The organism is Pseudomonas sp. LBUM1645, assembly GCF_059716185.1.
The window spans coordinates 2,922,029-2,948,164 of record NZ_CP166811.1 but is presented as its reverse complement, the minus strand read 5'-3'; the positions used below and the strand labels follow the sequence as shown (position 1 = coordinate 2,948,164).

The following is a 26,136-nucleotide window of genomic DNA, read 5'->3' as shown; positions in this document are numbered from 1 at the left end:
ATCCTGAAGACCAAACTGAAAAGGAATTCGCATGAAAACTGACTGGCAGCAAATTCGAGAAATGATGAACACGGTCATCGACAGCTGTGAGCAGATCGAAGCGGCAGGTTTTAGTGAGGAACACCGCTCCGCCACGGTGGAAATAAACGGCGTCGATTACTCTGTTCAGGAATTTCTAATCAGTGCCTGGACACTGCCAGAAAACATTCGCTACCAGATTATTCGTGAGCGCCATGAAGCTGGAAGCGATCTTCCCTACGTCCCCGAACTCGCCCGGATTCTTGTTGCCATGGCTCAGGCGAGCGCAGAGTTGGTCGGAGCCTACGACACTGCCCCCGCCAAGAAAGCCATTGAAGGGATGAATCATTGGTACAAGGCCTATGCCGTACCTCACATGACGACAGCCCTCGCAGCGGCCAACAAAAACTCTGACGCTTCGTTTCAGGAGCCATGAGTCGAGCGACCGTAAACGACGACATTTTTTAAGGACAAAGCTCCGTTGATTCGGGGCTTTGTCGTTTCTGGCTGGCTCACCAAATTATGTAGCCATTCCCCAATCGGCGTGGATGCCGTCCTGCCCCTCACACGCCTCCTCGAAATTTAATGAACCCTGCCCACACCCACCCACCTAACGAAAAGACTATCTGGAGGGTGACTAATGCAAATCGAAACAATCTGGATCGTACTCGCGGCAGTTCTTTTGCTGGTCGAGTTGTGGGCGATTAACAGGGTGCGTAAAGCCGAAGGCAAATCGAGCAACAAACTGGTGTGGATGGTGGTGATTGTGTTTGTGCCGCTGATTGGGGTGGTAGCGTGGGCATTGGCGGGGCCGAAACACACCGACCACAACCCGCATTCACCGCAAGCCAGGCAATGACGTCGGAGGGTTTGCGGTAAGGATTCGAGAACTGAGCGAACTCAAACAACAAAGCCCCGAAGATTCGGGGCTTTGTTGTTTCCAGGCATTCGATCAGCGTGGAAGCCAGCGAAAGCCAAAATCTTCTGATCTTCCGATCCGAAAATCTTGTAGGAAACCACCCTTTGTGGCGAGGGAGCTTGCTCCCGCTGGGCGGCGAAGCCGACCCAAACCCTGCCGATCAGTTAAACAACACCCAACCCCTGTAGCAGCTGGCGAAGCCTGCGTTCGGCTGCGCAGCAGCCGCAAACCCGCCACGCACGGTCCACCTGACACTAAACAACTTCTGATTCCCGATTGTTTCTCAGCCGAATACAAGCTCCGCCATTAACCACAAAACCAGAATTTACGTCCTACACACCCGTTTGCAGCCACGAAAATCGACGCCTATATTCGACGCGTCGCTGACCGCAGTTAGCGATTGGGTTTCGCAGCCCTACAGAATAGAATCAGCCGGCACCGTCATAAGACACCCAGGCGAGCTTCGCCTGCGTCGCAGTTTATGGCGGCTGTGCGTGGGAGACTTTCGAGTCTGCCGGGTTTGATTCTTTCCTGGTCTGCGAACCCGCGCACAGTTGCCACCCATTTTGTTTCGCAGCAAAAAGGTGGCAGTTCATTCCCTTCATAAAGAATCTTATCCAATGACAATGAACAATCCGCCTCGCCGCTTCACCCCCATGTCCCAATTCGCCACCGACTACCCCGTCCTCCTCATCGACAGCGACGCCCCACTCCGCGAACTCCACAACTGCGTCAGCGAACGCCTTAGCGCCGTCCTCAAGTACCTCAACCTCATGGCCTGCACCAGCCTCCCCGACTACGCCGAAAACGACATCAACACCGTTACCAACATCGCCCGGATCCTGATCCAGGATGTGAGCGATGTGTTTCGGGTGATTGAGCAGCGTGGGTTTGATACGCCTAACCAAATTTCAATATTTGAAACCCGCTTTGCTGCGGGTTTTCTGTAGTGATGTCCTTTTTCTGCATTTGTTAAAAATATGCACGTCGTTTACATAATGAATTTATCAATAACTTCGCTTTACGACACCAGATAGATTTTTTTAAAAATAAATTGACTCATATCTTTTCTGTCACCCTGGGATAAGAGATTGGGAGCGTTCAGTGAATAGAGAAAGCCGTGCAATGCCAAGTTCCTACTCACACCGTTTAGTCTTTAGGGCATGCAAAAAACACAATTAATCAAACAAAACACATAAAATTGTTGCGATATAGAAACCTTATTGGTTAGGCTGCCGAATCCCGCACTTATGTTGGCTAAGGAACTATAAAATGACTGTAGGGTTTACTTTTGAGCCTCCCAACTCAAGACCGGACGCGTCACCTGAGAAACTGTGGGAATTGCAGTTGAAATTGGATTTGTGTGCACAAAGATTTTTTGGCGATAGAAACCCCCAAAAAAAACTGTATCAGCCTAAGTTCGTTGAGGATGGACCATATGTCCGCAACACCTTTAGCCTTGATGGCGGCTTCGCTGAACTTAGCCTTAACGCTGCAGGATACTGGCCTACAACCATATATGAACTAGCGCACGAAACCGTGCATCTATTAGATCCTCGGCTCGCCCCACCTCATGGAAAAGGGGCCAACTGGCTAGAGGAAGGAATAGCCGTTAATTTTTCGCTTCTAGTAGCGCGCACACTTGGTAATTCTGGCATTAAAGCCAACATTAAAAAATATCAAATAGCGAATCAATTGTACTCTAGGCTCGGAGGAAATTTAACATTTAAAGCGAAGCAGATTCGTGAACGCTGCGGGCATTTTAGTGACGCAACTGTAGAGGACTTGTTAAATATAGCACCAAACTGCCCTCGCAATATTGCAGAGAAACTTGTTGCTAGCTTCTCATGAGGAAGGCAACTAACTGGCATAATCGCTGCTGACATCAGCCCCGAAGGGCCGCTACGATTGGGTAACGGCCATTTTACAACGTCACAGCATCATCTAGGCTGATATGCATCCAAAAAATATGTTGGGTATTGACCTAATAATTGCTGAACAAGATCAAAATTATCATCTAAAATATTCGGCTCAAATACTGCTTCATATTTTTGTTTTTTTTGAAGAACCAACGCTAGGTTTTTGCAGACTTCCCTATCAACATAACCTTTTCTATGCAACCACATTTCAAGTTCTGAAGTAAGCCCAAGCTTAAGCTGATTCTGTAGTGTTCTAGTATAGATAATTGCACCCTCACCTAATCGGCGTCCCTCGAGGATATCCGCAATTGCGCCCACAAATAGCATTACATCATACGCTAGAATGCCGGTTGTAAATTCGACAACATGATCCATTGTTAGATTCATCTTACGAATTGGAGCTTGGTATTTAAGCCCGGCTTTTTTCATTTCTTTGAAAATATCTGAAAAGCTTTTCCCCTCAATCCAGAGCCGTGCGAATAACGGAAGAAGGTCTTGTGAAGTCAAACTATTAAAAAGTTTTTTATCACAAAGATTAACAATGAGTGGCCAACAAGCATTCAGAACATCATGGCTTGACGTGCAAAGTTCAAGATCAAACAAACTATCATCGATCCATCGCTCAATTACAACCAGCTGCCCAACACCTAATAATGTCTTACCATAGTACGAGTGCTTCTCTTTAGGAACGCTAAAAACCCGATCAGATATTACTCGAAAAGCTTCAACCAGTAAGACCTTTTCGTCGTCACTGGCGAGATGAAAAGCGAGAGTATCTTCTATGAGTAAAACTAACATTTTTTTATCTGCTATATCTGGATTGTCTTTCAAGTAAGACAAGAAAAAACTTTCAATAGAGTTTATCAGGTCTAGCTTTCTACCCATCTCATCCAGTAACGATACAATGCCAATGTCATTCTTTTTCGACCAAGCAATCCAAGCTTCACGTTGTTCTACAGGAGCCTCAACAAACTGAAACGTATCTTCAATCGAGGCATATTCAAAGTCAAATTTACAAACCAATCCCTTTAAACTACTCAAGCAGCTTTCAGCATTAGTAAAGCTCAGAAGATGTATAGCCCTATTCCATCGCCAGCTTTCCTTAAAGTTCAACCTCTTATCATAAATTTTTGAATCCGCGAAGATAATACTGCCTTCCGTGTGATGCCCTGAACGGCCGGCTCGTCCGATCAAATTCTGAAAGTCCCTTGTAGTTATATCTTGAACACCTTGATTGAGACTAGAGACCACAAGATACTTAATTGGAAGGTTGACGCCTTGCGCTAACGTTGAGGTGCAGACAACAAAACAAGCTCTACCTTTCTCCATTGCCCACTCTACAGAAACGCGAATTCCATTGGGAACGTTAGAGCTATGCGGCAGAATACCAAGTTTAATTGCGCGCGAAAAAATTGCGTCCTTTCCAAAATGAAGCGAGGAGAGAAACGCTATTTTTCCAAGTTCAACTTCATCGCTACTAACATTAGGAAAAGGCAGCTCGAGTTCACGTTTATGAGCCTCAATTAATGTTTTGCAGATAGCATTTACTGCTTTCCGTGTCCCGCAAAATAACGCAACAGGCCCTTGATGGCAAAGTTTTAAACCTAGAAATGAAGAAACACTGGATATTTTTGTACGTTCCGGAAACACTCTAATCTTCGTTTCTTTTGGAGAGTTCTTCAGAGGCAGTTCCGCAATCATTCTTGGCACGTAATAACCACTATCACCCTTATTATCAGGATTCAAGTAATGCAGCTGACCCAACTTATTAACCCAGCTTACAAAGGCAACACTTTTAAGAGTCGGCAGGCAATTACTACCCTGAATATGTATTCCCTCCCCTCCGTTTAACCAATCACCTATCGTTTCGGCATTCGCCATTACTGCTGATATCAAAACTTTTTGTGTGTTTTCGCCAACAGTTTTTTTAAGATGGGTAAGCAGTAGCTCATATGTCACTCCTCGTTTACCTGCATCAAACTGATGCCCTTCGTCGAAGACTAACAATCCAATTTTTTTTGCGAGTGATGGCTCGTGACGTAGAGTGTAAACGAGCTTTTCGGGGGTCGTAATTACAATGTTCTTTACAGGCTTAGCATTATTTACACCCAACAAAAATTGGAGAAACTCCTGCTCCTCACTATTCAGCTCTGTTGTATCTTGTAACTCATTAACAGAAACACCCTCACCTTCAAACGCAACTTTGAAATTTGAGCTTATCTCTCTACAAAGAGCTCTGAAAGGTGCAATAATGAAAGCGGTATCTGCTCTACCTGAAACAAACGCACTTCTAATAACAAGCTCGGTCGACTTCGTTTTACCTGCACTTGTGGGCATTTGAATTACGGCTGAAACGCCTCTCAAAACCCCAGACTCACCAATTAAGTGCTGAGCGGGCCAAAACTCTTTGATAAAACCTTCTTTTTCAAGAGCCTTCGCCCATACATCTAGAGAAAGCCCAGTGTATGCTACCAAACAAATCAAACAGGAATTTTTTATTTTATTAAGGGCCACCGCAATCGTGGCATCAACTAAAAGTAGTTCTCTATCGCTACCGGATTGATAAACAACTGCTCTCAATTTTTTACATGCATGCTTGAAGTCTTCTAGGCTCCCTGTTCGTTCAAAAAAAGATACGTACCTACGTACAAATATTTCTAGCTCTCCCGCTAGATATGCGTCAACGTGTCTAAACCAATTGTGCTTTATGTCAGCTTTCAGAAGCCATATAAGCACGCCTTCTATATAGCTGGGGGAAACATTAACAATGTTATACCCCAAACTTTTTGACAAAACATGCGAGCTACCTGGCATGCCTCCGAGATAATAGGCTGTAGATCCTAGCAGCAACAAATAGTTCTGAATTTCACTTGCGGTCCTAGACTGATTTAAAGCATCAAAATACTGACCAACCATAATCAATTGTGCTTTTAGCTCCTCTACATCAGGTCCTACGCCCCCCTGCCTTGCCTCTGCCGCACACAACTCCCCAACAATCCCTATTGTGGTGATAAGCAAGTTACTTGGGCTTATGGGAAGCTCAATATGATACTGCTCCTCCACTCCAAACTCATACAGTTTAGCCTTAGATTTTGTTATAGCTAAAAGTGTATTAGACTTACTTTCAAGCTTCATAAGCGGCCTTCTTATATAGTGCGTGCACAAGTTCCATCAGATTTGGCCCGGATATCACAAGTAATTCAAGCTCATTCTTACCAGGATGCGCGCTAGAGTCTGAGAGAGAAATAAGCGCAGGATCATACGACGCGGTGGTTATTACCGCCCCAGCGCCATATATCCTCTTATAGGGTCTATCGATACCCAGCTGAAATCGGGTGATAATAGATGCCCCATCGTAATCCCGCCTGTCAATTAACCGTTGTTTAATTGCATTGAGAGAGTCAGCTATCCGGGCTTCATCTTTAATAGAGTGATCTATAGCCACCTGCAAAAGGTTGACTGGCTTACTTTTACTTGCCTTAGCCTTCACTTCAAAAATAATTAGCTCATCATTACGTTCATGTACGCCAGCCTTTTGTTTAAAACCAACAACATCGGACCCCTTTGATGATTCATCGGCTATTATTTTTCTATCATACCGTGTCCTAGGTATGTAGAACTCTCTGAGAAAGTGCAGATAGTCGGCAACAAGTATTTCAGCGAAGTCACCAGCCCGAATACTCGGCCCTGGTTTTTTTTTGCCACTAGGAAACTTAAGAGTTAGTAGATAATCCGACCGACTAAGCTCCGGCGATTTAATTATATCTATTGCATCATCACTACAATAGTGATTACGAAAGTGTCGAGCCCACGCTGACATCGTGGGCTCATCCATCAAGTTATAGTTAAACTGATATACATCAACTTTTTTCCCGCAGGAGGTTGTAATTTTTTTATTTGTATGAACAAGCCACTTTAGATGTTCATCAGACCACGGCATACTGGCGTCCTTTTTCCATCGATTTATTTTCTCCCGCACATTGAATGCGTCCTACCAAATACTAAAATGATTGGACTCGTGCTTTTGCTAACAATATCCCTAATTCATAAGAGATAGCTAGGTGCCATGACAAGGTTTTGCCTATTTCACGGTTCAGCGACAGGCGTACAAAGGGGACAGCTTTATTTTTAGGCGAAAAGCTCGTCGATAGGGACGAGGGGCCGAGCGTAATTTCTGGCGGGACCTTGGATTATTACGTCTAGCTCTTCGAGCGCATAACCTCACAGATTGCCAGTGACGGTTATGGAGGAACACATCATGTTAATGTGTTGTGTATAGGTCATGGAGAGATATTAGTTTTTGGATAATCCGACTTTTTAATTTTTAATTTTTAATTTTTAATTTTTAATTTTTAATTTTTAATTATATATAAATTTGACGAAACCCGGCCATATCATTGACGAATCATATACATTAATATTATTAATTATTTCCATAACCGTTTTGATGAAGACGAGCAGTCAGTGCCTTTGGTTACCAAATAAAAAGGTGGCAGATCTACTTATTAAATAGATCTGTCACCTTTTCTTAGTTTTTTCTTAGTTTAGTTAGGTTAGTTCAATCCCCAAACGTTCCTTGAGTAGTTGTTTGCCGTAGGCTTTTCCTAACTCGAGCAGTACGCCAAGGCCCGCGCCACCAACCTTTTCAGCCCCTTCCTTAGTCCTTCGCCAAACTTCTACATCCCGTACCGTATCGAGAAACTCATGACCTTGATAAGTCAGACGCTTCGGCTGCCATTCAAAGTGATTGATCCCGCCCAGGCTAATTCCGGCAAGGAAGCCTGCCTCGTCCAGGAGCATCACGTGGTAAGAAACCTCGTGAGGTGATCGACCTTCCAGCGTCAGTTCCATCCATCCCTGCGGCTGATCATACGACTCCACAGCCAACAGGATCTCGCGCACCAAGTCTTTGTCTAGCTTCATCAGAACACCTTGCATTATTGGCAAGCCCGATAGCTGAATTGCCCTTGGCTCCAAAAATATTGCGGTGAGACCTTAGCGATCGAAACCAACGCGCGCACGTAAAAGCTGGTTCGGCCAAAAAGCAGACTTCTTCCCTCAGAAGTTAGCCGGCGTATTCGCACTAATAATCTCCGCTTCATCCGCCCCAATATTCCGAAACCGATGCGGCAACGTCGTCGGAAAGTAATACCCATCCCCAGCATTCAGCACACTAATCTGCCCATCCACAGTCAGTTCAACCGTGCCACGAGTGACAAGCCCACACTCCTCCCCTTCCGAATGCACAATCGGCTCTTCCCCCGAACTCGCCCCAGGCGCGTATTGCTCGCGCAACAGCCGCATCTGCCGACTCGGCACCGAAGCGCCAATCAGCAGCAACCGCAGCCCATGACGCCCGAGATCCGGCTGTTCATTGGCGCGGAACACGTATTGATGCTCGCGCGGTGGCTGATCAAAGGTGAAGAAGTCCGCCAAGGACATAGGAATGCCTTCGAGCAGTTTTTTGAGGGAGCTGACGGAGGGACTGACGCGATTTTGTTCGATCAGGGAGATGGTGGCATTGGTGACGCCGCTACGCCGGGCCAGCTCGCGCTGGGACAGTTTGTAGCTTTCGCGTACTAATTTGAGTCGTGAGCCCGTGTCCATGACAGCCTTATGCGAAGAATACTTAAGGGTTATGGGGGTGGATGGCGGGCGACTTTTGGCCGCGAAAAACACCGCTTCCCTGTCCCGGAAATTTGAAAGGCGGGTATTAAATCACGTTTGGTGGTGTTGCTCAGCAGGTTCGATAAATGGCTGGGTAAAAAGGCTGTTTTGGCCTGAAGTCGGGTGGTTTGGTCGTGAAAAGTGTGGGTGCGGTTACTGGGTGTCAGGTGGAATTGATGGTGACTGGAATGGCCTCATCGCGAGCAAGCTCGCTCCCACAGTTTGTGTCTTGGTTGTATACAAAATTTGTGTATGCCATGGATCTCTGTGGGAGTGAGCTTGCTCGCGATGGCGGTGTGTCAGGCAACTTCAATGTTGACTGTGCCGCCGTCATCGCGAGCAAGCTCGGCTCCTACAGGGGTTGTGGTGGGGTTAGATGCCGAATCGGTCGCGCAGTGCGTAGTACGCGGCGCCCATGGCGGTGAGTGGGGCCTGGAAGGTGCGGCCGCCGATCATGGGCATGTGCGGGAGCGAAGCGAAGGCGTCGAAGCGTTCGGCGTCGCCGCGGATCATTTCCGAGATCAGTTTGCCGGCCAGGTGCGAGCAGGTGACGCCGTGGCCGCTGTAGCCTTGCATGTAGTAGGCGTTTTTTTCGATGCGGCCGAATTGCGGCATGCGTGACATGGTCAGCAGGAAGTTGCCGGTCCAGCGGTAGTCGATCTTCACGTCCTTCAGTTGCGGGAAGGTCTTGAGGATTTTCGGCTTGATCAGTTGCTCGATGTCGTCCGGTTCGCGGGCGCCGTAGACCACGCCGCCGCCGTACAGCAAGCGGTTGTCGGCGGTGAGGCGGTAGTAGTCGAGCAGGTAGTTGCAGTCTTCGACGCAGTAGTTGTTTTTGATCAGGCTGCGCGCAACCTTTTCGGACAACGGTTCGGTGACGACGATTTGCGAACCGCAGGGCATGCTTTTGCGCGTGACGCGGTTGTCGAGGTCTTGCGGCAGGTAGGCGTTGCCGGCGATCAGCAGGTATTTGGCGCGGACCACGCCTTTGGCGGTGCGTACGGTGATCGGTTCGCCGTAGGTGATTTCCACTGCAGCCGATTGTTCGTAGATTTTGCCGCCCAGGCCGATGATGGCCGAGGCTTCGCCGAGGGCCAGGTTCAGCGGGTGGATGTGGCCGCCCTGCATGTCGAGCAGGCCGCCGACGTAGTTGTCGCAACCCACTTCGCGCTTGATGTCCGCCGCGTCGAGCATTTTCAGGTTTTTGTTGCCGTAGCGTTCCCAGCTGCTTTTCTGCTCGGCCAGGCCTTTGAGCTGCTTTTTGTTCAACGCGGCGAAGATGCCGCCCGGGCGGTAGTCGCACTGGATGTCGTAGTGTTGTATGCGCTGACGGATGATGTCGGCGCCTTCGAAAATCATGCTGCCGAGGACTTCGGCAGTCTTGTCGCCGTAGCGTTCTTCGATGACATCGACGTCGCGGCTGTAGGAGTTGACCAGTTGGCCGCCGTTGCGACCGCTGGCGCCGAAACCGACTTTGGCGGCTTCGAGCACGGTCACGCTGTAACCTGCTTCGGCAAGGAACAGCGCTGAGGACAAACCGGTGTAGCCGGCGCCGATCACGCAGACGTCGCATTCCACCAGCTCTTCAAGTACCGGGAAGTCGCCGGTGAAGTTGCGGGTGGCGGCGTAGTAGCTATTTACATGTGCTTGTTTCATAAGTTTCTCCGATGGCCGCTGGCACCTGCCGGCGGCCGCCGTTGTAGAGGTGTTAGAGCTTGATCCAGGTCGCTTTGAGTTCGGTGTATTTGTCGAACGCGTGCAGCGATTTGTCCCGACCGTTACCCGACTGCTTGTACCCGCCGAACGGCGCGGTCATGTCGCCGCCGTCGTACTGGTTGACCCAGACGCTGCCGGCGCGCAAGCCGCGCGCGAAGGTGTGGGCCTTGCTGAGGTTGCTGGTCCACACGCCTGCGGCCAGGCCGAAGATGCTGTCGTTGGCGATGGCCAGCGCTTCTTCTTCGGTGTCGAAGGTGATCAGCGACAGCACCGGGCCGAAGATTTCTTCGCGGGCGATGGTCATGGCGTTGGTCACGCCGTCGAAAATCGCCGGTTCCACGTACAGGCCACCGGTGGCTTCGAGGGTCCGGCTGCCGCCGGCGATCAGTTGCGCGCCCTGGTCTTTACCGATCTGGATGTAGCGCAGCACGTTGTCCAGTTGACGCTGATCGACGACTGCGCCGACGGTGGTTTCTGGATCGAGAGCGTGACCCGGTTTCCAGGCTTGCAGCGCTTCCACCAGCAGCGGAATGAACTGCTCGCGAATCGAGCGCTCCACCAGCAAGCGCGAACCGGCGGTGCAGACTTCGCCCTGGTTGAAGGCAATCGCACCGGCCGCCGCTTGTGCTGCCGCGCGCAGATCCGGCGCGTCGGCGAACACCACGTTCGGGCTCTTCCCCCCTGCTTCGAGCCAGACGCGTTTCATGTTGCTTTGCCCGGAATAGATCAGCAGTTGCTTGGCAATCGCGGTCGAGCCGGTGAAGGCCAGCACGTCGACGTCCATGTGCAACGCCAGTGCCTTGCCGACGGTGTGACCGTAGCCCGGCAGGACGTTGAACACGCCTTTCGGGATGCCGGCATCCAGCGCCAATTGGGCGATGCGAATCGCGGTCAGTGGCGACTTTTCCGAAGGCTTGAGGATGAACGAGTTGCCGGCCGCGAGGGCTGGGGCAAACTTCCAGCTGGCCATGATCAACGGGAAGTTCCACGGCACGATGGCGGCGACAACACCGGCGGGTTCGCGGGTGATGAGGCCGAGTTGGTCGTGTGGTGTCGCGGCGACTTCGTCGTAGATCTTGTCGATGGCTTCGGCGCTCCAGCGGATCGCATTGGCGGTCGCTGGGATGTCGATGTTCATGGAATCGTTGATCGGCTTGCCCATGTCGAGGGTTTCGAGCAGGGCGAGTTCTTCCTGGTTGGCCAGGATCAGGTCGGCGAAGCGGATCAGGATGCGCTTGCGTTCTGCTGGGGCGAGGCTGGCCCAGATGCCGGATTCGAAGGTGCGGCGTGCGACGGTGACGGCCGCATTGGCGTCGGCTTCGTCGGTGCTGGCGACGTTGGCCAGGAAGCGGCCGTCGACCGGGCTCATGCATTCAAAGGTGTCGCCGCTGAGTGCCGGGCAGTATTGGCCGTCGATGAATGCGCGGCCTTCGATGGTTAGGGACTGGAAGCGTTGCTCCCAGTCGCTGCGAGTGTTTGTCATGGTTGTGACTCGACGCAGAAAATTAGTGATCGTTGGAATGAATGCCCTGTAGGAGCTGCCGAAGGCTGCGATCTTTTGATCTTGATCTTAAAAAGCAAAGTCAAAAGATCGCAGCCTTCGGCAGCTCCTACAGGGTTATTCGCCCGCCATCAAAGATGGGTGTTGGCCAATCAAACCGTGTGCAAGTACCAGTTGTACTCAAGGTCCGAGATGGAGTTCTCGAACTCGGCCAGCTCGCTTTCCTTGCACGCCACGAACACGTCGATGTACATCGGGTCGATGTATTTGGCCATGACTTCGCTGTCGTCCAGCTCACGCAAGGCATCACGCAGGTTGTTCGGCAGGCTCTGCTCGTTCTGCTCGTAGCTGTTGCCTTCGACCGGTGCGCCCGGCTCGATTTCGTTGGTCAGGCCGTGGTGAATACCGGCCAGGACCGACGCCATCAGCAGATACGGGTTGGCATCGGCGCCGGCTACACGATGCTCGATGCGCACGGAGTCCGGCGAACCGGTCGGCACACGCACTGCAACGGTACGGTTGTCGATGCCCCAGCTCGGCGAGTTCGGCACGTAGAACTGCGCGCCGAAACGACGGTACGAGTTGACGTTCGGGCAGAGGAACGCCATCTGCGCCGGCAGGGTCTCGAGCACACCGCCGATCGCGTGACGCAGTGCGGCGTTCTGCTCGGGATCCTCGCTGGCAAAGATGTTGTTGCCTTCTTTGTCGAGAATCGAAATGTGCACGTGCAAACCATTGCCCGCCTGGCCCGGATACGGCTTGGCCATAAACGTGGTGTCCATCTCGTGGTCGTAGGCGATGTTCTTCACCAGACGCTTGAGCAACACCGCGTAGTCGCAGGCCTTGATCGGGTCATTGACGTGATGCAGGTTGACTTCGAACTGCGCCGGGGCGCTTTCCTTGACGATGGCGTCGGCAGGGATGCCCTGCTCTTTCGCGCCTTCGAGGATGTCTTGCAGGCAATCGACGTATTCATCCAGGTCGTCGATCAAATACACCTGGGTCGACATCGGACGTTTGCCGGAGACCGGCGAACGTGGCGATTGCGGACGACCGTTCACGTTGTCCTGGTCGATCAGATAGAACTCGAGTTCGAACGCGGCGCAGATGGTCAGGCCCATTGCATCGAACTTGCTCACGACCTGACGCAGCACTTCGCGAGGGTCGGCGAAGAACGGCTGGCCTTCGAGTTCGTGCATGGTCATTAACAGTTGCGCGGTCGGGCGCTTCTGCCAAGGCTCGATGCTGAGCGTATCCGGGATGGGGAAGCAGATTCGATCTGAGTCACCGATGTCCAGACCCAGGCCGGTGCTTTCCACCGTAGAACCGTTGATGTCCAGAGCAAACAGCGACGCCGGGAGGTTAATGCCTTTTTCGTAAACCTTATGAAGACTGGTGCGCTCGATGCGCTTGCCGCGCACCACACCGTTCATATCCGCAATCAGAAGGTCGACGTACAAAACCTCAGGATATTTCTTAAGGAATGCGTTTGCTTCGTTGAGTTGAACGGTACGCAGAGGGACCGACATGATGCACCTATTAGCTGTTAATTATTATGTTCACTACCTTGTTGCGAGCCCAGTCAACCCGAACGGCAAAGTGAAGTCAATAGCGAACACTTGACCTCTCAACCTTTATTTTCGGGCCTTTCTTGGGCACGAGAGTGCCAAATCAGTCTTGCGCACCGTGTAAATCCTGAAGATCGGACGTGCGGCGTTTAGAATTTTTTACATGAGAGTTGTTAATTAAAATCAACAAGGCTAAGCTCCGGAAAAGCTCGTTCAAGTGTGAAACTTCGAGGTGATAAAAATGGCATTCAAGCCATTGATCGGCGTTACAGCGTGCGTCAAACAGATTGGCCTGCACCCCTACCATGTCAGCGGCGACAAGTACTTGCGTGCTGTCAGCGTCGCGGCTTTGGGGCTGCCGGTTGTCATTCCTTCCTTAGGCGATCTGACCGAAATCGATGACCTGCTCGCGCAGCTCGACGGTCTGCTGCTGACCGGCTCGCCCTCGAATGTGGAACCTTTCCACTATCAAGGCCCCGACAGCGCCCCCGGCACGGATCACGATCCGCAACGGGACGCCACCACCCTTCCCTTATTGCGTGCAGCCATTGCGGCGGGCGTTCCGGTACTCGGCATCTGCCGCGGCTTTCAGGAAATGAACGTGGCGTTCGGTGGCAGCCTGCATCAGAAGGTCCACGAACTCCCCGGCATGCTGGATCACCGGGAAGCGACTCATCCGGACCTGGCCGTGCAGTACGCACCGGCGCATGCGGTCAACGTGCAACCGGGCGGTGTGTTCGAGGCGCTGGATTTGCCGCAGGTGTTCCAGGTCAATTCGATTCACAGCCAGGGCATCGACCGACTGGCTCCCGGACTGCGTGCCGAAGCGATTGCGCCGGACGGTTTGATCGAGGCGATCTCGGTGGAACACAGCCCGACCTTCGCCGTCGGTGTGCAGTGGCACCCGGAATGGCAGGTTCTGTCGAATCCGCCCTACTTGAGTATTTTCCAGGCGTTTGGCGACGCGTGCCGGCAACGGGCGGCGTTACGTAACAAGCGCTGACTTAACACTCGATTAATCAATTTACTGCCCCCGTGAGTCAGGCGGGCGTGCCTTTGCGCATCCGTGACTCGCGAAAACAACACACTGCAATAACAACAAGTACTACCAGGCAGCCAGGACGGCGGCGCCGAATAAGCCCGAGCGGTATGGATAAACCTGTAGGAGCCGAGCTTGCTCGCGATGGCGGCCGAACATTCAACATTAATGTCGGCTGTCAGGGCCTCATCGCGAGCAAGCTCGGCTCCTACGGGGACCGTACCCGGCTCGGGCTTGCAATCAACTATTAAGTCAGGCCGCGTTGGCCCGACGACTGAAACCTGTTGGGAGTTTCACATGGCAAACGCCTCCAGCATCTACAGGAAGGCTCTTGAAGGTCACCAGTCACCGAAAAAGGTGCTGGTGAAAGTCGACCGCGTCACCAAGAAATTCGACGAAACCACCGCAGTGGACGATGTCTCGCTTGAGATTCATCAAGGGGAAATCTTCGCCCTGCTCGGCGGTTCCGGTTCGGGTAAATCGACCCTGCTGCGCATGCTCGCAGGCTTCGAGCGCCCGACCGAAGGGCGGATTCTGCTCGACGGTGTCGACATCACCGACATGCCGCCGTACGAACGGCCGATCAATATGATGTTCCAGTCCTACGCGCTGTTCCCGCACATGACAGTGGCGCAGAACATCGCCTTCGGCCTGAAGCAAGATCGTCTGTCCGCCAGCGAAATCGACGCCCGCGTCGAAGAGATGCTGCGACTGGTGCACATGACCCAGTACGCCAAGCGCAAACCCCATCAGTTGTCCGGTGGTCAGCGTCAGCGCGTGGCGCTTGCTCGCTCCCTAGCCAAGCGTCCGAAACTGTTGCTGCTCGACGAACCGATGGGCGCGCTGGACAAGAAGCTGCGTTCGCAGATGCAACTGGAGTTGGTAGAAATCATCGAGCGCGTCGGCGTGACCTGCGTGATGGTAACCCACGACCAGGAAGAGGCCATGACCATGGCCCAACGCATCGCCATCATGCACCTCGGCTGGATCGCGCAGATCGGCAGCCCGGTGGACATCTATGAAGCGCCGGTCAGCCGCATGGTCTGCGAATTCATCGGCAACGTGAACGCCTTCGACGGCACCGTTGTGGAAGACCTTGAAGGTCACGCGATCATTCACAGCCCGGACCTGGAGCAGAAGATTTACGTCGGTCACGGCGTCAGCACCTCGGTGCAGGACAAGTCGATCACCTACGCCATCCGCCCGGAAAAACTGCTGGTCAGCACCACCAAACCGGATACCCGCTACAACTGGTCCAGCGGCAAGGTGCATGACATCGCCTACCTCGGCGGCCACTCGGTGTTTTACGTGGAACTGCCTGGCGGCAAGGTTGTGCAGTCGTTCATGGCCAACGCCGAACGCCGTGGTTCCCGTCCGACCTGGGACGACAAGGTCTACGTGTGGTGGGAAGACGACAGCGGCGTGGTACTGCGCTCATGAAAACACTCAATCAGCAGTTTATGCGGCTGATGCCGAGTGGTCGAAAGCTCGTCATCGGGGTTCCTTTCCTGTGGCTGTTCCTGTTCTTCATGCTGCCGTTCTTCCTGGTGATGAAGATCAGCTTCTCGGAAGCGGCCCTGGCCATTCCTCCTTATTCAGAGATCTACACCTTCGCCGAGCAGAAATTTCAGCTGCTGCTGAACCTCGGCAACTACTCGCTGCTGACTCAGGATGAGTTGTACATCTCGGCCTACTTCGGCTCGTTGAAGGTCGCGTTTTTAAGCACGCTGATGTGCCTGGTGATCGGCTTCCCGATGGCCTACGCGATCACCAAGGCGAGCAAGGAAACGCAAAACGTTCTGCTGTTGCTGATCATGATGCCGACCTGGACGGCGATCCTGATCCGCGTTTATGCGTGGATGGGCATCCTCAGCAACAACGGTTTGCTCAACGCGTTCCTGATGTGGACCGGGCTGACCGATCACCCGATCGAGATCCTCAACACCAACACCGCTGTGTACATCGGCGTGGTGTATGCGTATCTGCCGTTCATGGTGTTGCCGCTGTACGCCAACCTGGTCAAGCACGATCAAAGCCTGCTGGAAGCCGCTTCGGACCTGGGCTCGAGCAACTTCAACAACTTCTGGAAAATCACCGTGCCGCTGGCCAAGAACGGGATCATCGCCGGCTGCATGCTGGTGTTCATTCCGGTGGTGGGTGAGTTCGTGATTCCAGAACTGCTGGGCGGCCCGGAGACCCTGATGATCGGTCGCGTGCTGTGGCAAGAGTTCTTCAATAACCGCGACTGGCCGGTGGCGTCTGCCCTGGCGGTGGTGATGCTGTTGATCCTGATTGTGCCGATTCTGCTGTTCAACCGCAGTCAGGCCAAAGAGATGGAGGCACGGGGATGAAACGCTTCGGATTTTCAAAGTTCATGCTGATTTTCGGCTTGTCGTTTATCTACCTGCCGATGTTGATTCTGGTGATCTACTCGTTCAACGCCTCGAAACTGGTAACCGTATGGGGCGGCTGGTCGTTCAAGTGGTACGCCGGCCTGCTCGATAACTCGCAACTGATGGGTTCGGTGGTGCGCTCGCTGGAAATCGCCTGCTACACCGCGATTGCCGCGGTGGCGCTGGGGACGTTGGCGGCGTTTGTGCTGACTCGCGTCACGCGCTTCAAGGGCCGTACGTTGTTCGGTGGTTTGGTGACGGCGCCTTTGGTGATGCCGGAAGTGATCACCGGTCTGTCGCTGTTGCTGCTGTTCGTGGCGATGGCGCAGTTGATTGGCTGGCCGCAGGAACGTGGCATCGTCACCATCTGGATCGCTCACACCACGTTCTGTGCGGCGTATGTGGCGGTGGTGGTTTCGGCGCGCTTGCGTGAGCTGGACCTGTCCATCGAAGAAGCCGCCATGGACCTCGGGGCGAAGCCGTTCAAGGTGTTTTTCCTGATCACCATTCCGATGATCGCGCCGTCACTGGCGGCCGGCGGCATGATGTCGTTTGCCCTGTCGCTGGATGACCTGGTGCTGGCGAGCTTCGTGTCCGGTCCTGGTTCCACGACGCTGCCGATGGAAGTGTTCTCGGCGGTACGTCTGGGCGTGAAGCCTGAGATCAATGCCGTGGCCAGCTTGATTCTGTTGGCGGTATCGATCGTGACCTTCATGGTCTGGTTCTTCAGCCGCCGCGCCGAAGCCACCCGCAAACGTGCGATCCAGGAAGCGATGGACCAGACCGCCAGCGAATCCTGGCAGCAACCTAAAAAGCAGATGGTTGGGGCAACGGCCTAATGTAGGAGCTGCCGCAGGCTGCGATCTTTTGATCCTGCTTCTAAAAATCAAAAGATCGCAGCCTCGTTTCACTCGACAGCTCCTACAAGATGATGGGGCCCGCTCCCTCGCCACAGGTTTTATGTTCATTGCAATTTTGCTTTGCGTACTTGAATAAAGAGAAATGGAGTTGTACCGATGAAAATGTTTGGCAGGACTCTGCTGACACTGTCCTTATTGGGCGCGATTGCCACCGGCGCCCAGGCCAATGACAAGGTACTGCGCGTCTACAACTGGTCGGATTACATTGCCCCGGATACCGTCAAGAAGTTCGAAGACGAGACCGGTATTCGCGTGACCTACGATGTGTTCGACAGCAATGAAACCCTTGAAGCACGGCTGCTCGCCGGCAAATCCGGCTACGACATCGTCGTGCCGTCCAACAGTTTCCTGGCCAAGCAGATCAAGGCGGGCGTCTATCAGGAACTGGACAAGTCGAAGCTGCCGAACTGGAAAAACCTCAATCCGGTTCTGCTGAAAAATGCTTCCGCCAGCGACCCGGATAATGGTCACGCCTTCCCGTACATGTGGGGCTCGATCGGCATCGGTTTCAACCCGGACAAGGTCAAGGAAGTGCTCGGCAGCAACGCCCCGACCAACTCTTGGGACCTGCTGTTCAAACCGGAAAACGCCGCGAAGCTGAAAGCGTGCGGCATCAGTTTCCTTGATTCACCGACCGAGATGCTCCCGGCCGCCCTGCACTATCTGGGTTACCCGGTGAATTCTCAGGACAAAGATCAGATCGCCGAAGCTGAGGCGCTGTTCATGAAGATTCGTCCTTCGGTGGCGTACTTCCATTCGTCGAAATACATCTCGGACCTGGCCAACGGCAATATCTGCGTAGCGGTCGGTTACTCCGGTGACGTGCTGCAAGCCAAGGCGCGCGCCCAAGAAGCGGGCGATAAGGTGAAGGTCGACTACAGCATTCCCAAGGAAGGCGCGGGCAGTTTCTACGACATGGTCGCGATCCCTCGGGACGCAGCGAACGTCGAGAACGCTTACCTGTTCATGAACTTCCTGATGCGCCCGGACATCATCGCCGAGATCACCAACAACATCGGCTACAGCAACGCCAACGCGGCGGCTACACCTTTGGTGGATGAAGCGATTCGGAATGATCCGGGGTCGTATCCGTCGCAGGCTGTGATGGCGACGTTGTATGCCATTCCGGATATGCCGATTGGCGTTCAGCGGGTGATGACCCGGGGCTGGACGCGGGTGAAGCTGGGCAAGTAACCACGAAAATCCTGTTCTGTAGGAGCTGTCGAGTGCAACGAGGCTGCGATCTTTTGATCTTGTTTTTCCGGATCAAGATCAAAAGATCGCAGCCTCGTTGCACTCGACAGCTCCTACAGGGGTTGTAGACACCCTAAATTCTGATTTCCGTTCACGCAGCGCCTTACCACCGCTGCACTCCTATCTGCAGAACGGCCTCACCTGGCTTCCTCGGTTAAGGTGAATTTGGGCGCCCTCCTCGGGCGCCTTTTTTTATGAGGGAACGAGTGGCCACTCGGCCAGCGCTCGGTAGCGGCCTTTATGGGATTCGAACAGGGTGAAGTGATCGGCCCGCAGATAGAACTCGGGCGGCGTCGCGGACTCGGGCACCGGCACTCGGTAATCACGCATCAGCGTCAGATGCGGCCGAAACTCCTTTGGCGAATCCTCAAACCCGAACGGCAGCATGGCCTGCTCAAGCGCATACACCAGCCGCAGCAACTCCGGTGATGCCTGCTCTGGAGCGAGCACCAACACCCCTGCCCTGCGCCAGACATCCAGCCGATCAAGCGCAACTCTCAAAGGCACACCCGGCGTTCGAATATTGGCAGCGGCCGTGCAGATATCGGCGATTTTCGCCACCTCGACAGCGCCCAAAAACATCAACGTCAGATGAAAGTTCTCCACCGGCACCGGGCGTCCGCTCCTGAGCTCAAGTGCGCTGCGCCATTGGGCAATGGCCCGACGTTGCTCGGGTGTGCAGTTCAGGGCAAAAAACAGTCGTTTTAACGGCTCATGGGATTCGTCGCTCATATCTGGCACCTCCTGACATCCAAGTTATAGTTCATGCAAACGATTCAACTGGAGGGGGCCATGCGCGAGATCATCAGCAAGGAGCCATGGTGGGCTGTGCCACCGAAACCTGGTCAGGATGAGTCCGAGCTGGAATGGGGCTGGCTGGTTCATTACAACGAAGGTGAGCCGCGCTTCGAGTTCATCAAAGAGCGGCCGACGGACAGCGAGATTCGTAATCGCAAGAGTTGCAGGACCACCCCGACGCCGGAGTGATCCTGTCGTTGGTTTCAGGCTTTTACGATCATTTCGAACCCGCCAAAGATCAGCCTCTGGCCATCGAACGGCATCGGGTTGACGTCCTGCTGCATGCGCGGATCGGTCATGAGTTTTTCCATGCCGGCATCGCGGGTGGTCTTGTTGGGCCAGATGATCCAGGAAAACACCACGGTTTCGTCTTCCTTGAGTTTTACTGCCATCGGAAACGAGGTCACTTTGCCGTCAGGGACGTCGTCGCCCCAGCATTCGGCGACGCTGAGGGCACCGCTTTCCTTGAAAATGACAGCGGCGGTTTCGGCGTGTTTCTTGAATTTTTCGCGGTTGGCGGTAGGTACGGCAGCGATAAAGCCATCAACGTAGGACATGGTCGTTCTCCTTGGTTATGGGGTGATCTGCTGGTTAGTCGATTCCGTCGGCCCCCAATCGACAGATCCGCTGCCCGAACTGACCGACGGTACTTCGACGCTCCCCGCCAGATTGCCCTCGATCTGCGCCGCCATGTACAACGTACCGGCCATCACGCCGGTGGTCGGGTTTTGCACCAGCTTCAGCCAGGCCTTGTCGAACGTATTACCCAGACTGCTGCGAATCAGTGCCTCGCTGTCAGGCCGGTCATTGGCCTGGATAATCGCGCGAATCCCCGCCACACCCACGGAAATCAAGCCCCCGGCCAATTTGCCCGCTGCAGCAGCCACCGCACTGGCCGCACCTCGCGGGACCATTTCGGCTTCAATCCGCTTACTGGCACGCTTGGCCACCGGCGCCATGGCGGTGTCTGTCGAATCAACGCCCTTGTCGCCGCCCGCCTTGTGGATTTTCTCGATCAGCGCCGCATAGGCCGGCAGCGTGTTCAGCGGTTGGGTGTGCACGACCTGGTAAAGCGAGGCGTCTCTGGCGGGAGGTGGCCCGAGGGCGATGGCGGGGACTTTCTGGATTCGGCCGTTGAGCTGAGCCATCGGCACGCCGTGGCGCTGGGAGATTTTCTGCAGTTCTTCCTGAACGATGTCCACGTAGAACGCCGTTGCCAGGCCGAGAATCGCGTCGGGATCGATTTCCACCGCGACGGGCGCCAGCACGCGCTCTTGATATTGCTCCAGCAGATAGGCGGCCAGGCGCTTGGCCGAGGCATCTTGCTCGCCCTTGGCGCTGAGCGTGTACCAGCTGACCTTCATCGACAGCCATTCCTGGGTCCAGTAACTGCTGAACCAGGGGATGAAGTTCTCTTCGGTCAGTTGATAGACCCGCGTTCGCCAGTAATCCATGGCACCGCGCGCGTAGATTTTGGTCTGCTCGGTGGCCGATTGCGACGCCGCGACAATCTCCTGGTCGACCATCTGCCAGGTGCTTTGGGAAACAATCACCGGCACCACTTCCACTGGCGCACGCACAGGCGTGGCGCATCCCGCCAGCACCACCAACAAGGCGACGATCAGCGAACGCACGTTCAAGATCGCGGTTCTCTCGTGTTGAAATCAGATCAAGGGCTATATGCCTGAGTATAGGTGGCTGCCCACCCTGGGGCCGGAACAGTCGGCGATGATCCCACCATCACTTATGTCGATATTCACCATCGCCGCGAATGCCTTCCGCTCAAAAACCGTCAGCGTAGGATCAGCCTTAACCCAACGCAAAACCCCGCATCGGAGGGGCGAATCATGATTATCCATCTCCTGACCTGCCTGGCCCTGACGGCCGTCACACTGAGCGTTTTCTCCTGGTACGTCCTGTCCGAGGAGCGCACGTCATGATTCACTCCGTGACCCTGGCCGTAAGCTTTGCGGTGTTCGGCAACAACTACTATTCCCAGACATTCGTTTCGCGCAAAACGTTCGAACTGGTGTTCGACAAAAACTTCGAGGCGTTGCTGATGCCGTCCGCCGCCAATCACTTCAACAATGAAGTGATTGGGCTCAATGATCAGTTCCGGTTCCTGAGCGATGTGCTGGAGGAGCACCTGCTGGCGACCGAGCTCGCCGCTACCGCCCCCCGGAATCAATACTTCTGAGCAGTTGACCCAGACCCTCGGTAAAACAGGTCGGTGAACTCAAGGAGAAACGCTCAAGCAGGCGACTGTTGTCGGCGCGCGAATGTTTGATATCACCGGAACGCGCCGCGTCGTGGTGCAACGTTACGGGTCGTCCCAGGAGTTCGCTTAACGTCGTCACCAATTCGTTAACGCTGGTGGATCGGTTAAACCCGACATTGACCGGTTCGATAATCGGCTCTGACTCACCCACCGCCTGTACCAGGACCTTTACGAGGTCATTGACGTAAACAAAGTCCCTTGTTTGCTCCCCATCACCGTAAACCGTGATGGGGAGCTTTTTTTGCGCCCTCTCGCTGAAAATGCTGATGACACCGGAGTAAGGCGATGTAGGGTCCTGACGGGGTCCATAAATGTTGAAAAACCGCAGAATGACCGGTTCGAGACCATGCTGGCGGCGATAGAAATCGAGGAAATGTTCGCTGGCCAGCTTGTCGGCGGCATACGGCGTCAGCGGATTCTTGGGCGTGTCCTCGGTAATCGCCATGCCCTCGCCATTGTTGCCATAGATCGCCGCGCTGGACGCGTAAACCACCCGTCTTACGCCGGCCTGGCGCATGGCTTCGCAGATGTTCAGCGTACCGACGAAATTGCTTTGGTGAGTCGCGACCGGGTCATCGACCGACGCCTGCACCGACGCCACTGCGGCCAGATGCACCACCGCGTTGCAGTCTTTCATCGCCCGCTCCACCGTCGGCGCGTCGGCGACATCCCCCACCACCAGGGTCAAATGGCAGCGATCAATCGGCAAGTTCGACAATTTTCCACTGGAAAGATCGTCCAGAACCCGAACGCTATAACCGCTTTCAAGCAGTGCTTCGACCAGGTGCGAACCGATGAAACCGGCACCGCCCGTCACAAGAATTCGATCAGCAGTCATGATTTATTTACTCCCCGGTGCGGTGGTGGGTGTTCGATCCATTGCAATGAAGTCGCCTAATTGCTCGATGAGTTCACGGCTGTTACTGACCATCTGTTGCCAGTCGGTGGGAAAGCGAACATTCAACGGCAGTTGATCGATTCTCCAGCGCGGCGACAGGGGGCGATCAAACCGGGCGGCGACCTGCAAACCCATCTCGCTGGCAGCGAATGGCCCACGCAACACCGTCGGCGTGCGACCGGCGCTGTCGACGGCCTGGACAACATGGGCCGCCAACCACTCGCCATCGGGCATGCGCACGCGCAGCGGCTGGCCAATCGCGGCGTAGCTGATGTTCAGCGGTTCCAGATAAATCCACAGCAGAGGCTCTTCCAGCCGCTCAAGGCGCATCAACAACGTACCCGCACCGACGTTTTCGCCGGGCGTGACCAACACCTCCGCAATTCGACCGCTCTGCGTAGCCTTGACCGACAACGCGGCGAGGCGCGTCTTCAGCCACTGTTGCTCGGCGGCCTGCTGAATAATCTCGCGCTCAACGCTCAACGGCGACTGACGAGCCAGTTGTTCGCGGCGCTCGAACGCCAACAGGTCGGCTTTAAAAGCGTCGAGTTCGGACTGGGCGGCCAGCACTTCTCCACGAGAGACGGCGCCTGATTCAACGAGGTCTTCAAGCACCTGCACGCGCTCCTCCGTCCTGCTCACTCGGGTCCTGAGCAACTGACGCTCCCTCGCGTCCAGTTTGGTGTTGGTGGCGGGCACCGCTTTGGTCGGCATCGCGGCGAGCTGCGAGAGCCGCGCACGCCATTCGGGATTGTCGAGACTGACCAACGGCTGATCGATCTGGACCTGCTCCCCGGCCATGACGAACAGCTGATCGACCCGACCGGCATCCCGCGCGCGCACCTCAAGAATCGGCAGGCGCAATTGCGCCGGTGCGTCGATCATCACCATGCCGTAAGCCAGCTTCCCTCCCAGCCAGATCAAGGGGCTCGCAACCAGGAACAGGATCAAATACCAACGCACGCGAAACGCCATGCGCTTGCCCGGCGCGTAGAGCACAGTCAAACCCTGCTCCTGGGTGGGGTTCAGTTCTTTGCGACTGTCGAATCGAATCTTCATGACGGCTCACCGTTTTGGAAAGTCTCGCCAGGCTTGCCAGTCAATGCCGGCAATCCCCCGTGGTTGCAGCTGTTCGCGCCAGACATTGGTCTGGTGCTGCAACTGCTCAGGTGACGCGCCGGCCCAGGATTCTGTGGCATCCAGTTGCGGCTCCGTGCTTTGCGCCAGGCGAAACTGCAGATCGGGCCAACGTTGGGCGATCTGCTCTGCCATTCGTGCGCTGTTTTTCGGGTTACGGGTGTAGATCATCAGGCTGACCTGACGCACGCCCGCCTCGGGAAGCGCGCACGGCAGACAGGTTTTTCCGGGTTTTGCCTCAGCGAACCAGCGATGGTGGCTGGAGATTTCTACCGGCCAAGGGCTGGCTGCGGAGGCTGCGCGCAAGGTATCGAGCAAGTCCTTCAAGCGTTGATCCGGGACCGGCACGCCCAGTTGCTCGAGTTCCAGGTCCAGGTGCAGGCTGGTGAATGAAAGCCCCTTCAGCTTCGCCAGTAAATCGGTGAGCTGATGGCGTTCCTGCGGCTCGATCCAGGCCGGATCGCCGAGCAACAGGCTGACTTGCACCCCCTTGCCGGTCGCGTCCCGCAGCAATTGCTCCAGCCGTTGGCGCGTGGTGGCAAGGTCTTTCAACTGGGCGGACTTGAGGCCAAGGTAGATCTTGTCCATCCCGGCTTTACGCAGTTGCTCGAGCTCTGCCTTTCGTTGATCGGGATCGAGCAACGCTTCGCTGTCCCAGACATAACTGGCCTGGGACCATTGGCTCGACGGCGCCCCCACTGCCTGAGCCGAAAGGGGTTGTGCGGCCAGTATCATCGGGGGCAACGACAGCGTCAGCAGCAGAAGTATCGATCGCATATCAAAACCTCGTGGCTCGTTTAAGCACCCACCACGGCGCCATCGAGCTTTCTTCGTGGCCCCGGCGAAAGATCTCGTTGAGCATGGCCACTGCGCTCCAGCACCGCAGGAGTAGCATGAACAGCGGGAAGAAAGGCACCAACAACCCAAGGGTCATGTCCTTTCCAGGTCGGTCGGACACCATCAACAGCATGGCGCCGAACAACAGCGCGGTGATCGTCAGGTACAGCGCATAGATCAGTACAAACAGAAACAACAGCGTCTTGCCCGGCAGAACAAATAACGCCAGCAAGGTGTAGCTGAAGATCAGGAACGGCAGCACCAGCTGAAAAAAGAAGCCGCTGAGCAGGATCATCAGAAAGGTCGGCCAGCCCAACAAGCTGGGGTTGATGTTGTGGTTATGCTTTCTGATGTACAAAAAAAACAGGTCGCCATCCCAGCGCAAGCGCTGCATCAGAAACTGACTGAGCGTCGACGGTGCATCGGTGTGTCCAATCGCTTCTGGCTCGAAGGGAATCCTCAAGTCGTGTCGCTTGAAGTAACTTTTGATGCGCAACGTCAGGTCCAGATCCTCCGCGGTGTGCGTGTTCCAGCCACCGATTTTCACCAGAAAGCTGCGGCGGAATGCGCCGAAGGCCCCCGAAACGTTATTGACCAGGTTCCATTCGGCCAGACCGATTTTCGACATATGGATGGACAACAGGTATTCCAGCGCCTGCATCGCGGTCACCCAGGAAGCCCAGACATTACGCACTCGCAGGCTACCGGCGACCGCAGGCACTGACGGGTCCTCGAAATGGCGCACGATGGAGCTGACCATGTTGTTGTCGAAGGACGTGTCACCATCGAGCGCCATCACGATTTCACCGCTGGCAAGCGACAGGCCGGCGTTCAACGACGACACCCGCCCGCCCCTCTGCCATTTGGCGATCGGGCGCAAATGGCGCCGGGGGTACAACTGCGGATCCACGTTGAAACTGCGCACGGCGCTGAGCGTCGGCTGGTTCACCGTGGCCCCGTCCACCACTGGAATCATCTCGATGTGGCCGGGGTACGTCTGCTCGCACAGGCTTAACAGCGTGGTCTGAACATCCATCCCTTCGCTGTAGCAAGTAATGATGCAAGAGACCTTGGGCCGATAGACACTGATCTTCGGCACACGAGTGCGCCGACGAGTGAACCAGCGCAAAACACCCAGCATCACCATGATCATCAGGGGCAATTCAAAGATCAGAAACAAAGGGAAAAGCATGAAAAACAACCGGCTCAAACCATCCGGCCCCATGAGCCCGCTGAGTGCGTTGTAGAGTTGCTCCAGTAAAGGGCTCATGGCG

The 26,136-nt window shown here is 54.5% G+C and carries 25 protein-coding genes; 11 read left to right on the top strand and 14 right to left on the bottom strand.

What is annotated here, in order from left to right:
- The first annotated feature begins 31 nt into the window (after window positions 1-31).
- The 4 genes from ACA079_RS13270 (at window position 32) to ACA079_RS13255 (ending at window position 2,788) form a co-directional block, all read left to right on the top strand.
- Window positions 32-454: an RNA-binding protein gene (locus tag ACA079_RS13270; protein ID WP_497703844.1), complete on the top strand. Its 423-nt coding sequence runs from the start codon at window positions 32-34 to the stop codon at window positions 452-454.
- Between the two features lie 204 nt (window positions 455-658).
- Window positions 659-877, top strand: coding sequence for a PLD nuclease N-terminal domain-containing protein (locus ACA079_RS13265; RefSeq protein WP_497703843.1), 219 nt, complete (start codon window positions 659-661; stop codon window positions 875-877).
- Window positions 878-1,557: 680 nt separating this feature from the next.
- Entirely contained in the window at window positions 1,558-1,887 is a 330-nt protein-coding gene (locus ACA079_RS13260; RefSeq protein WP_497703842.1) for a fructose-bisphosphate aldolase, read from the top strand.
- A gap of 322 nt (window positions 1,888-2,209) precedes the next feature.
- Complete coding sequence (locus ACA079_RS13255) at window positions 2,210-2,788, top strand: hypothetical protein (protein ID WP_497703841.1); 579 nt, start codon at window positions 2,210-2,212, stop codon at window positions 2,786-2,788.
- Window positions 2,789-2,877: 89 nt separating this feature from the next.
- Here ACA079_RS13255 and ACA079_RS13250 read toward each other — a convergent pair whose 3' ends face one another.
- From ACA079_RS13250 to ACA079_RS13220, 7 genes are all read right to left on the bottom strand, one after another.
- A complete protein-coding gene (locus ACA079_RS13250; RefSeq protein ID WP_497703840.1) occupies window positions 2,878-5,991 on the bottom strand; it encodes a DEAD/DEAH box helicase in 3,114 nt (1,037 codons plus the stop codon).
- Window positions 5,981-6,796 (bottom strand): Hachiman antiphage defense system protein HamA, encoded by an 816-nt coding sequence (locus tag ACA079_RS13245; protein WP_497703839.1) that lies wholly within the window; start codon window positions 6,794-6,796, stop codon window positions 5,981-5,983. The genes ACA079_RS13250 and ACA079_RS13245 overlap by 11 nt, the downstream gene beginning before the upstream one ends.
- Window positions 6,797-7,404: 608 nt before the next feature.
- Window positions 7,405-7,779 (bottom strand): DUF2513 domain-containing protein, encoded by a 375-nt coding sequence (locus ACA079_RS13240; RefSeq protein ID WP_497703838.1) that lies wholly within the window; start codon window positions 7,777-7,779, stop codon window positions 7,405-7,407.
- 135 nt (window positions 7,780-7,914) lie between these two features.
- Complete coding sequence (locus ACA079_RS13235) at window positions 7,915-8,463, bottom strand: cupin domain-containing protein (RefSeq protein WP_007895886.1); 549 nt, start codon at window positions 8,461-8,463, stop codon at window positions 7,915-7,917.
- Between the two features lie 432 nt (window positions 8,464-8,895).
- Complete coding sequence (locus tag ACA079_RS13230; protein WP_497703837.1) at window positions 8,896-10,179, bottom strand: NAD(P)/FAD-dependent oxidoreductase; 1,284 nt, start codon at window positions 10,177-10,179, stop codon at window positions 8,896-8,898.
- A gap of 52 nt (window positions 10,180-10,231) precedes the next feature.
- Complete coding sequence (locus tag ACA079_RS13225; protein WP_497703836.1) at window positions 10,232-11,722, bottom strand: aldehyde dehydrogenase; 1,491 nt, start codon at window positions 11,720-11,722, stop codon at window positions 10,232-10,234.
- Window positions 11,723-11,892: 170 nt separating this feature from the next.
- Complete coding sequence (locus ACA079_RS13220; RefSeq protein ID WP_497703835.1) at window positions 11,893-13,269, bottom strand: glutamine synthetase family protein; 1,377 nt, start codon at window positions 13,267-13,269, stop codon at window positions 11,893-11,895.
- A gap of 280 nt (window positions 13,270-13,549) precedes the next feature.
- On the opposite strand from ACA079_RS13220, the gene ACA079_RS13215 reads away from it, so the two are divergent.
- From ACA079_RS13215 to ACA079_RS13195, 5 genes are all read left to right on the top strand, one after another.
- Window positions 13,550-14,311: a gamma-glutamyl-gamma-aminobutyrate hydrolase family protein gene (locus ACA079_RS13215; protein ID WP_497703834.1), complete on the top strand. Its 762-nt coding sequence runs from the start codon at window positions 13,550-13,552 to the stop codon at window positions 14,309-14,311.
- A gap of 333 nt (window positions 14,312-14,644) precedes the next feature.
- Window positions 14,645-15,787 (top strand): ABC transporter ATP-binding protein, encoded by a 1,143-nt coding sequence (locus ACA079_RS13210; RefSeq protein ID WP_497703833.1) that lies wholly within the window; start codon window positions 14,645-14,647, stop codon window positions 15,785-15,787.
- 29 nt (window positions 15,788-15,816) lie between these two features.
- On the top strand, window positions 15,817-16,698 hold the full coding sequence (locus ACA079_RS13205) for an ABC transporter permease subunit (RefSeq protein ID WP_161990859.1): 882 nt from the start codon (window positions 15,817-15,819) through the stop codon (window positions 16,696-16,698).
- Complete coding sequence (locus ACA079_RS13200) at window positions 16,695-17,579, top strand: ABC transporter permease subunit (RefSeq protein WP_497703832.1); 885 nt, start codon at window positions 16,695-16,697, stop codon at window positions 17,577-17,579. The genes ACA079_RS13205 and ACA079_RS13200 overlap by 4 nt, the downstream gene beginning before the upstream one ends.
- 177 nt (window positions 17,580-17,756) lie before the next feature.
- Window positions 17,757-18,854, top strand: a complete 1,098-nt coding sequence (locus ACA079_RS13195) for a polyamine ABC transporter substrate-binding protein (protein WP_497703831.1) — start codon at window positions 17,757-17,759, stop codon at window positions 18,852-18,854.
- Window positions 18,855-19,106: 252 nt separating this feature from the next.
- Here the strand turns inward: ACA079_RS13195 and thpR are convergent, their stop codons facing one another.
- The gene (gene thpR, locus ACA079_RS13190) at window positions 19,107-19,646 is read right to left on the bottom strand and encodes an RNA 2',3'-cyclic phosphodiesterase (RefSeq protein WP_415768620.1); all 540 of its coding nucleotides are present in this window, start codon (window positions 19,644-19,646) and stop codon (window positions 19,107-19,109) included.
- Window positions 19,647-19,706: 60 nt separating this feature from the next.
- On the opposite strand from thpR, the gene ACA079_RS13185 reads away from it, so the two are divergent.
- Window positions 19,707-19,901: a hypothetical protein gene (locus tag ACA079_RS13185; RefSeq protein WP_008151815.1), complete on the top strand. Its 195-nt coding sequence runs from the start codon at window positions 19,707-19,709 to the stop codon at window positions 19,899-19,901.
- A gap of 14 nt (window positions 19,902-19,915) precedes the next feature.
- Here ACA079_RS13185 and ACA079_RS13180 read toward each other — a convergent pair whose 3' ends face one another.
- Window positions 19,916-20,269, bottom strand: a complete 354-nt coding sequence (locus tag ACA079_RS13180; protein ID WP_497703830.1) for a DUF1428 domain-containing protein — start codon at window positions 20,267-20,269, stop codon at window positions 19,916-19,918.
- A 15-nt stretch (window positions 20,270-20,284) separates the two neighbouring features.
- Window positions 20,285-21,352: a hypothetical protein gene (locus ACA079_RS13175; protein ID WP_497703829.1), complete on the bottom strand. Its 1,068-nt coding sequence runs from the start codon at window positions 21,350-21,352 to the stop codon at window positions 20,285-20,287.
- Between the two features lie 296 nt (window positions 21,353-21,648).
- Here ACA079_RS13175 and ACA079_RS13170 point away from each other — a divergent pair, with 296 nt between their 5' ends.
- Window positions 21,649-21,909: a hypothetical protein gene (locus tag ACA079_RS13170; protein WP_497703828.1), complete on the top strand. Its 261-nt coding sequence runs from the start codon at window positions 21,649-21,651 to the stop codon at window positions 21,907-21,909.
- On the opposite strand, the gene ACA079_RS13165 is transcribed toward ACA079_RS13170, so the two are convergent.
- Genes ACA079_RS13165 through ACA079_RS13150 form a run of 4 tightly spaced genes read right to left on the bottom strand, consistent with a single transcriptional unit; the run spans window position 21,881 to window position 26,132 of the window.
- Window positions 21,881-22,828, bottom strand: coding sequence for an NAD-dependent epimerase/dehydratase family protein (locus tag ACA079_RS13165; protein ID WP_497703827.1), 948 nt, complete (start codon window positions 22,826-22,828; stop codon window positions 21,881-21,883). The two genes, ACA079_RS13170 and ACA079_RS13165, sit on opposite strands and share 29 nt — an antisense overlap.
- Before the next feature lie 3 nt (window positions 22,829-22,831).
- Complete coding sequence (locus tag ACA079_RS13160; protein ID WP_497703826.1) at window positions 22,832-23,947, bottom strand: HlyD family secretion protein; 1,116 nt, start codon at window positions 23,945-23,947, stop codon at window positions 22,832-22,834.
- Window positions 23,948-23,953: 6 nt separating this feature from the next.
- On the bottom strand, window positions 23,954-24,802 hold the full coding sequence (locus ACA079_RS13155) for a hypothetical protein (RefSeq protein WP_497703825.1): 849 nt from the start codon (window positions 24,800-24,802) through the stop codon (window positions 23,954-23,956).
- A gap of 1 nt (window position 24,803) precedes the next feature.
- Window positions 24,804-26,132, bottom strand: coding sequence for a glycosyltransferase family 2 protein (locus ACA079_RS13150; protein WP_497703824.1), 1,329 nt, complete (start codon window positions 26,130-26,132; stop codon window positions 24,804-24,806).
- Between the last annotated feature and the right edge of the window lie 4 nt (window positions 26,133-26,136).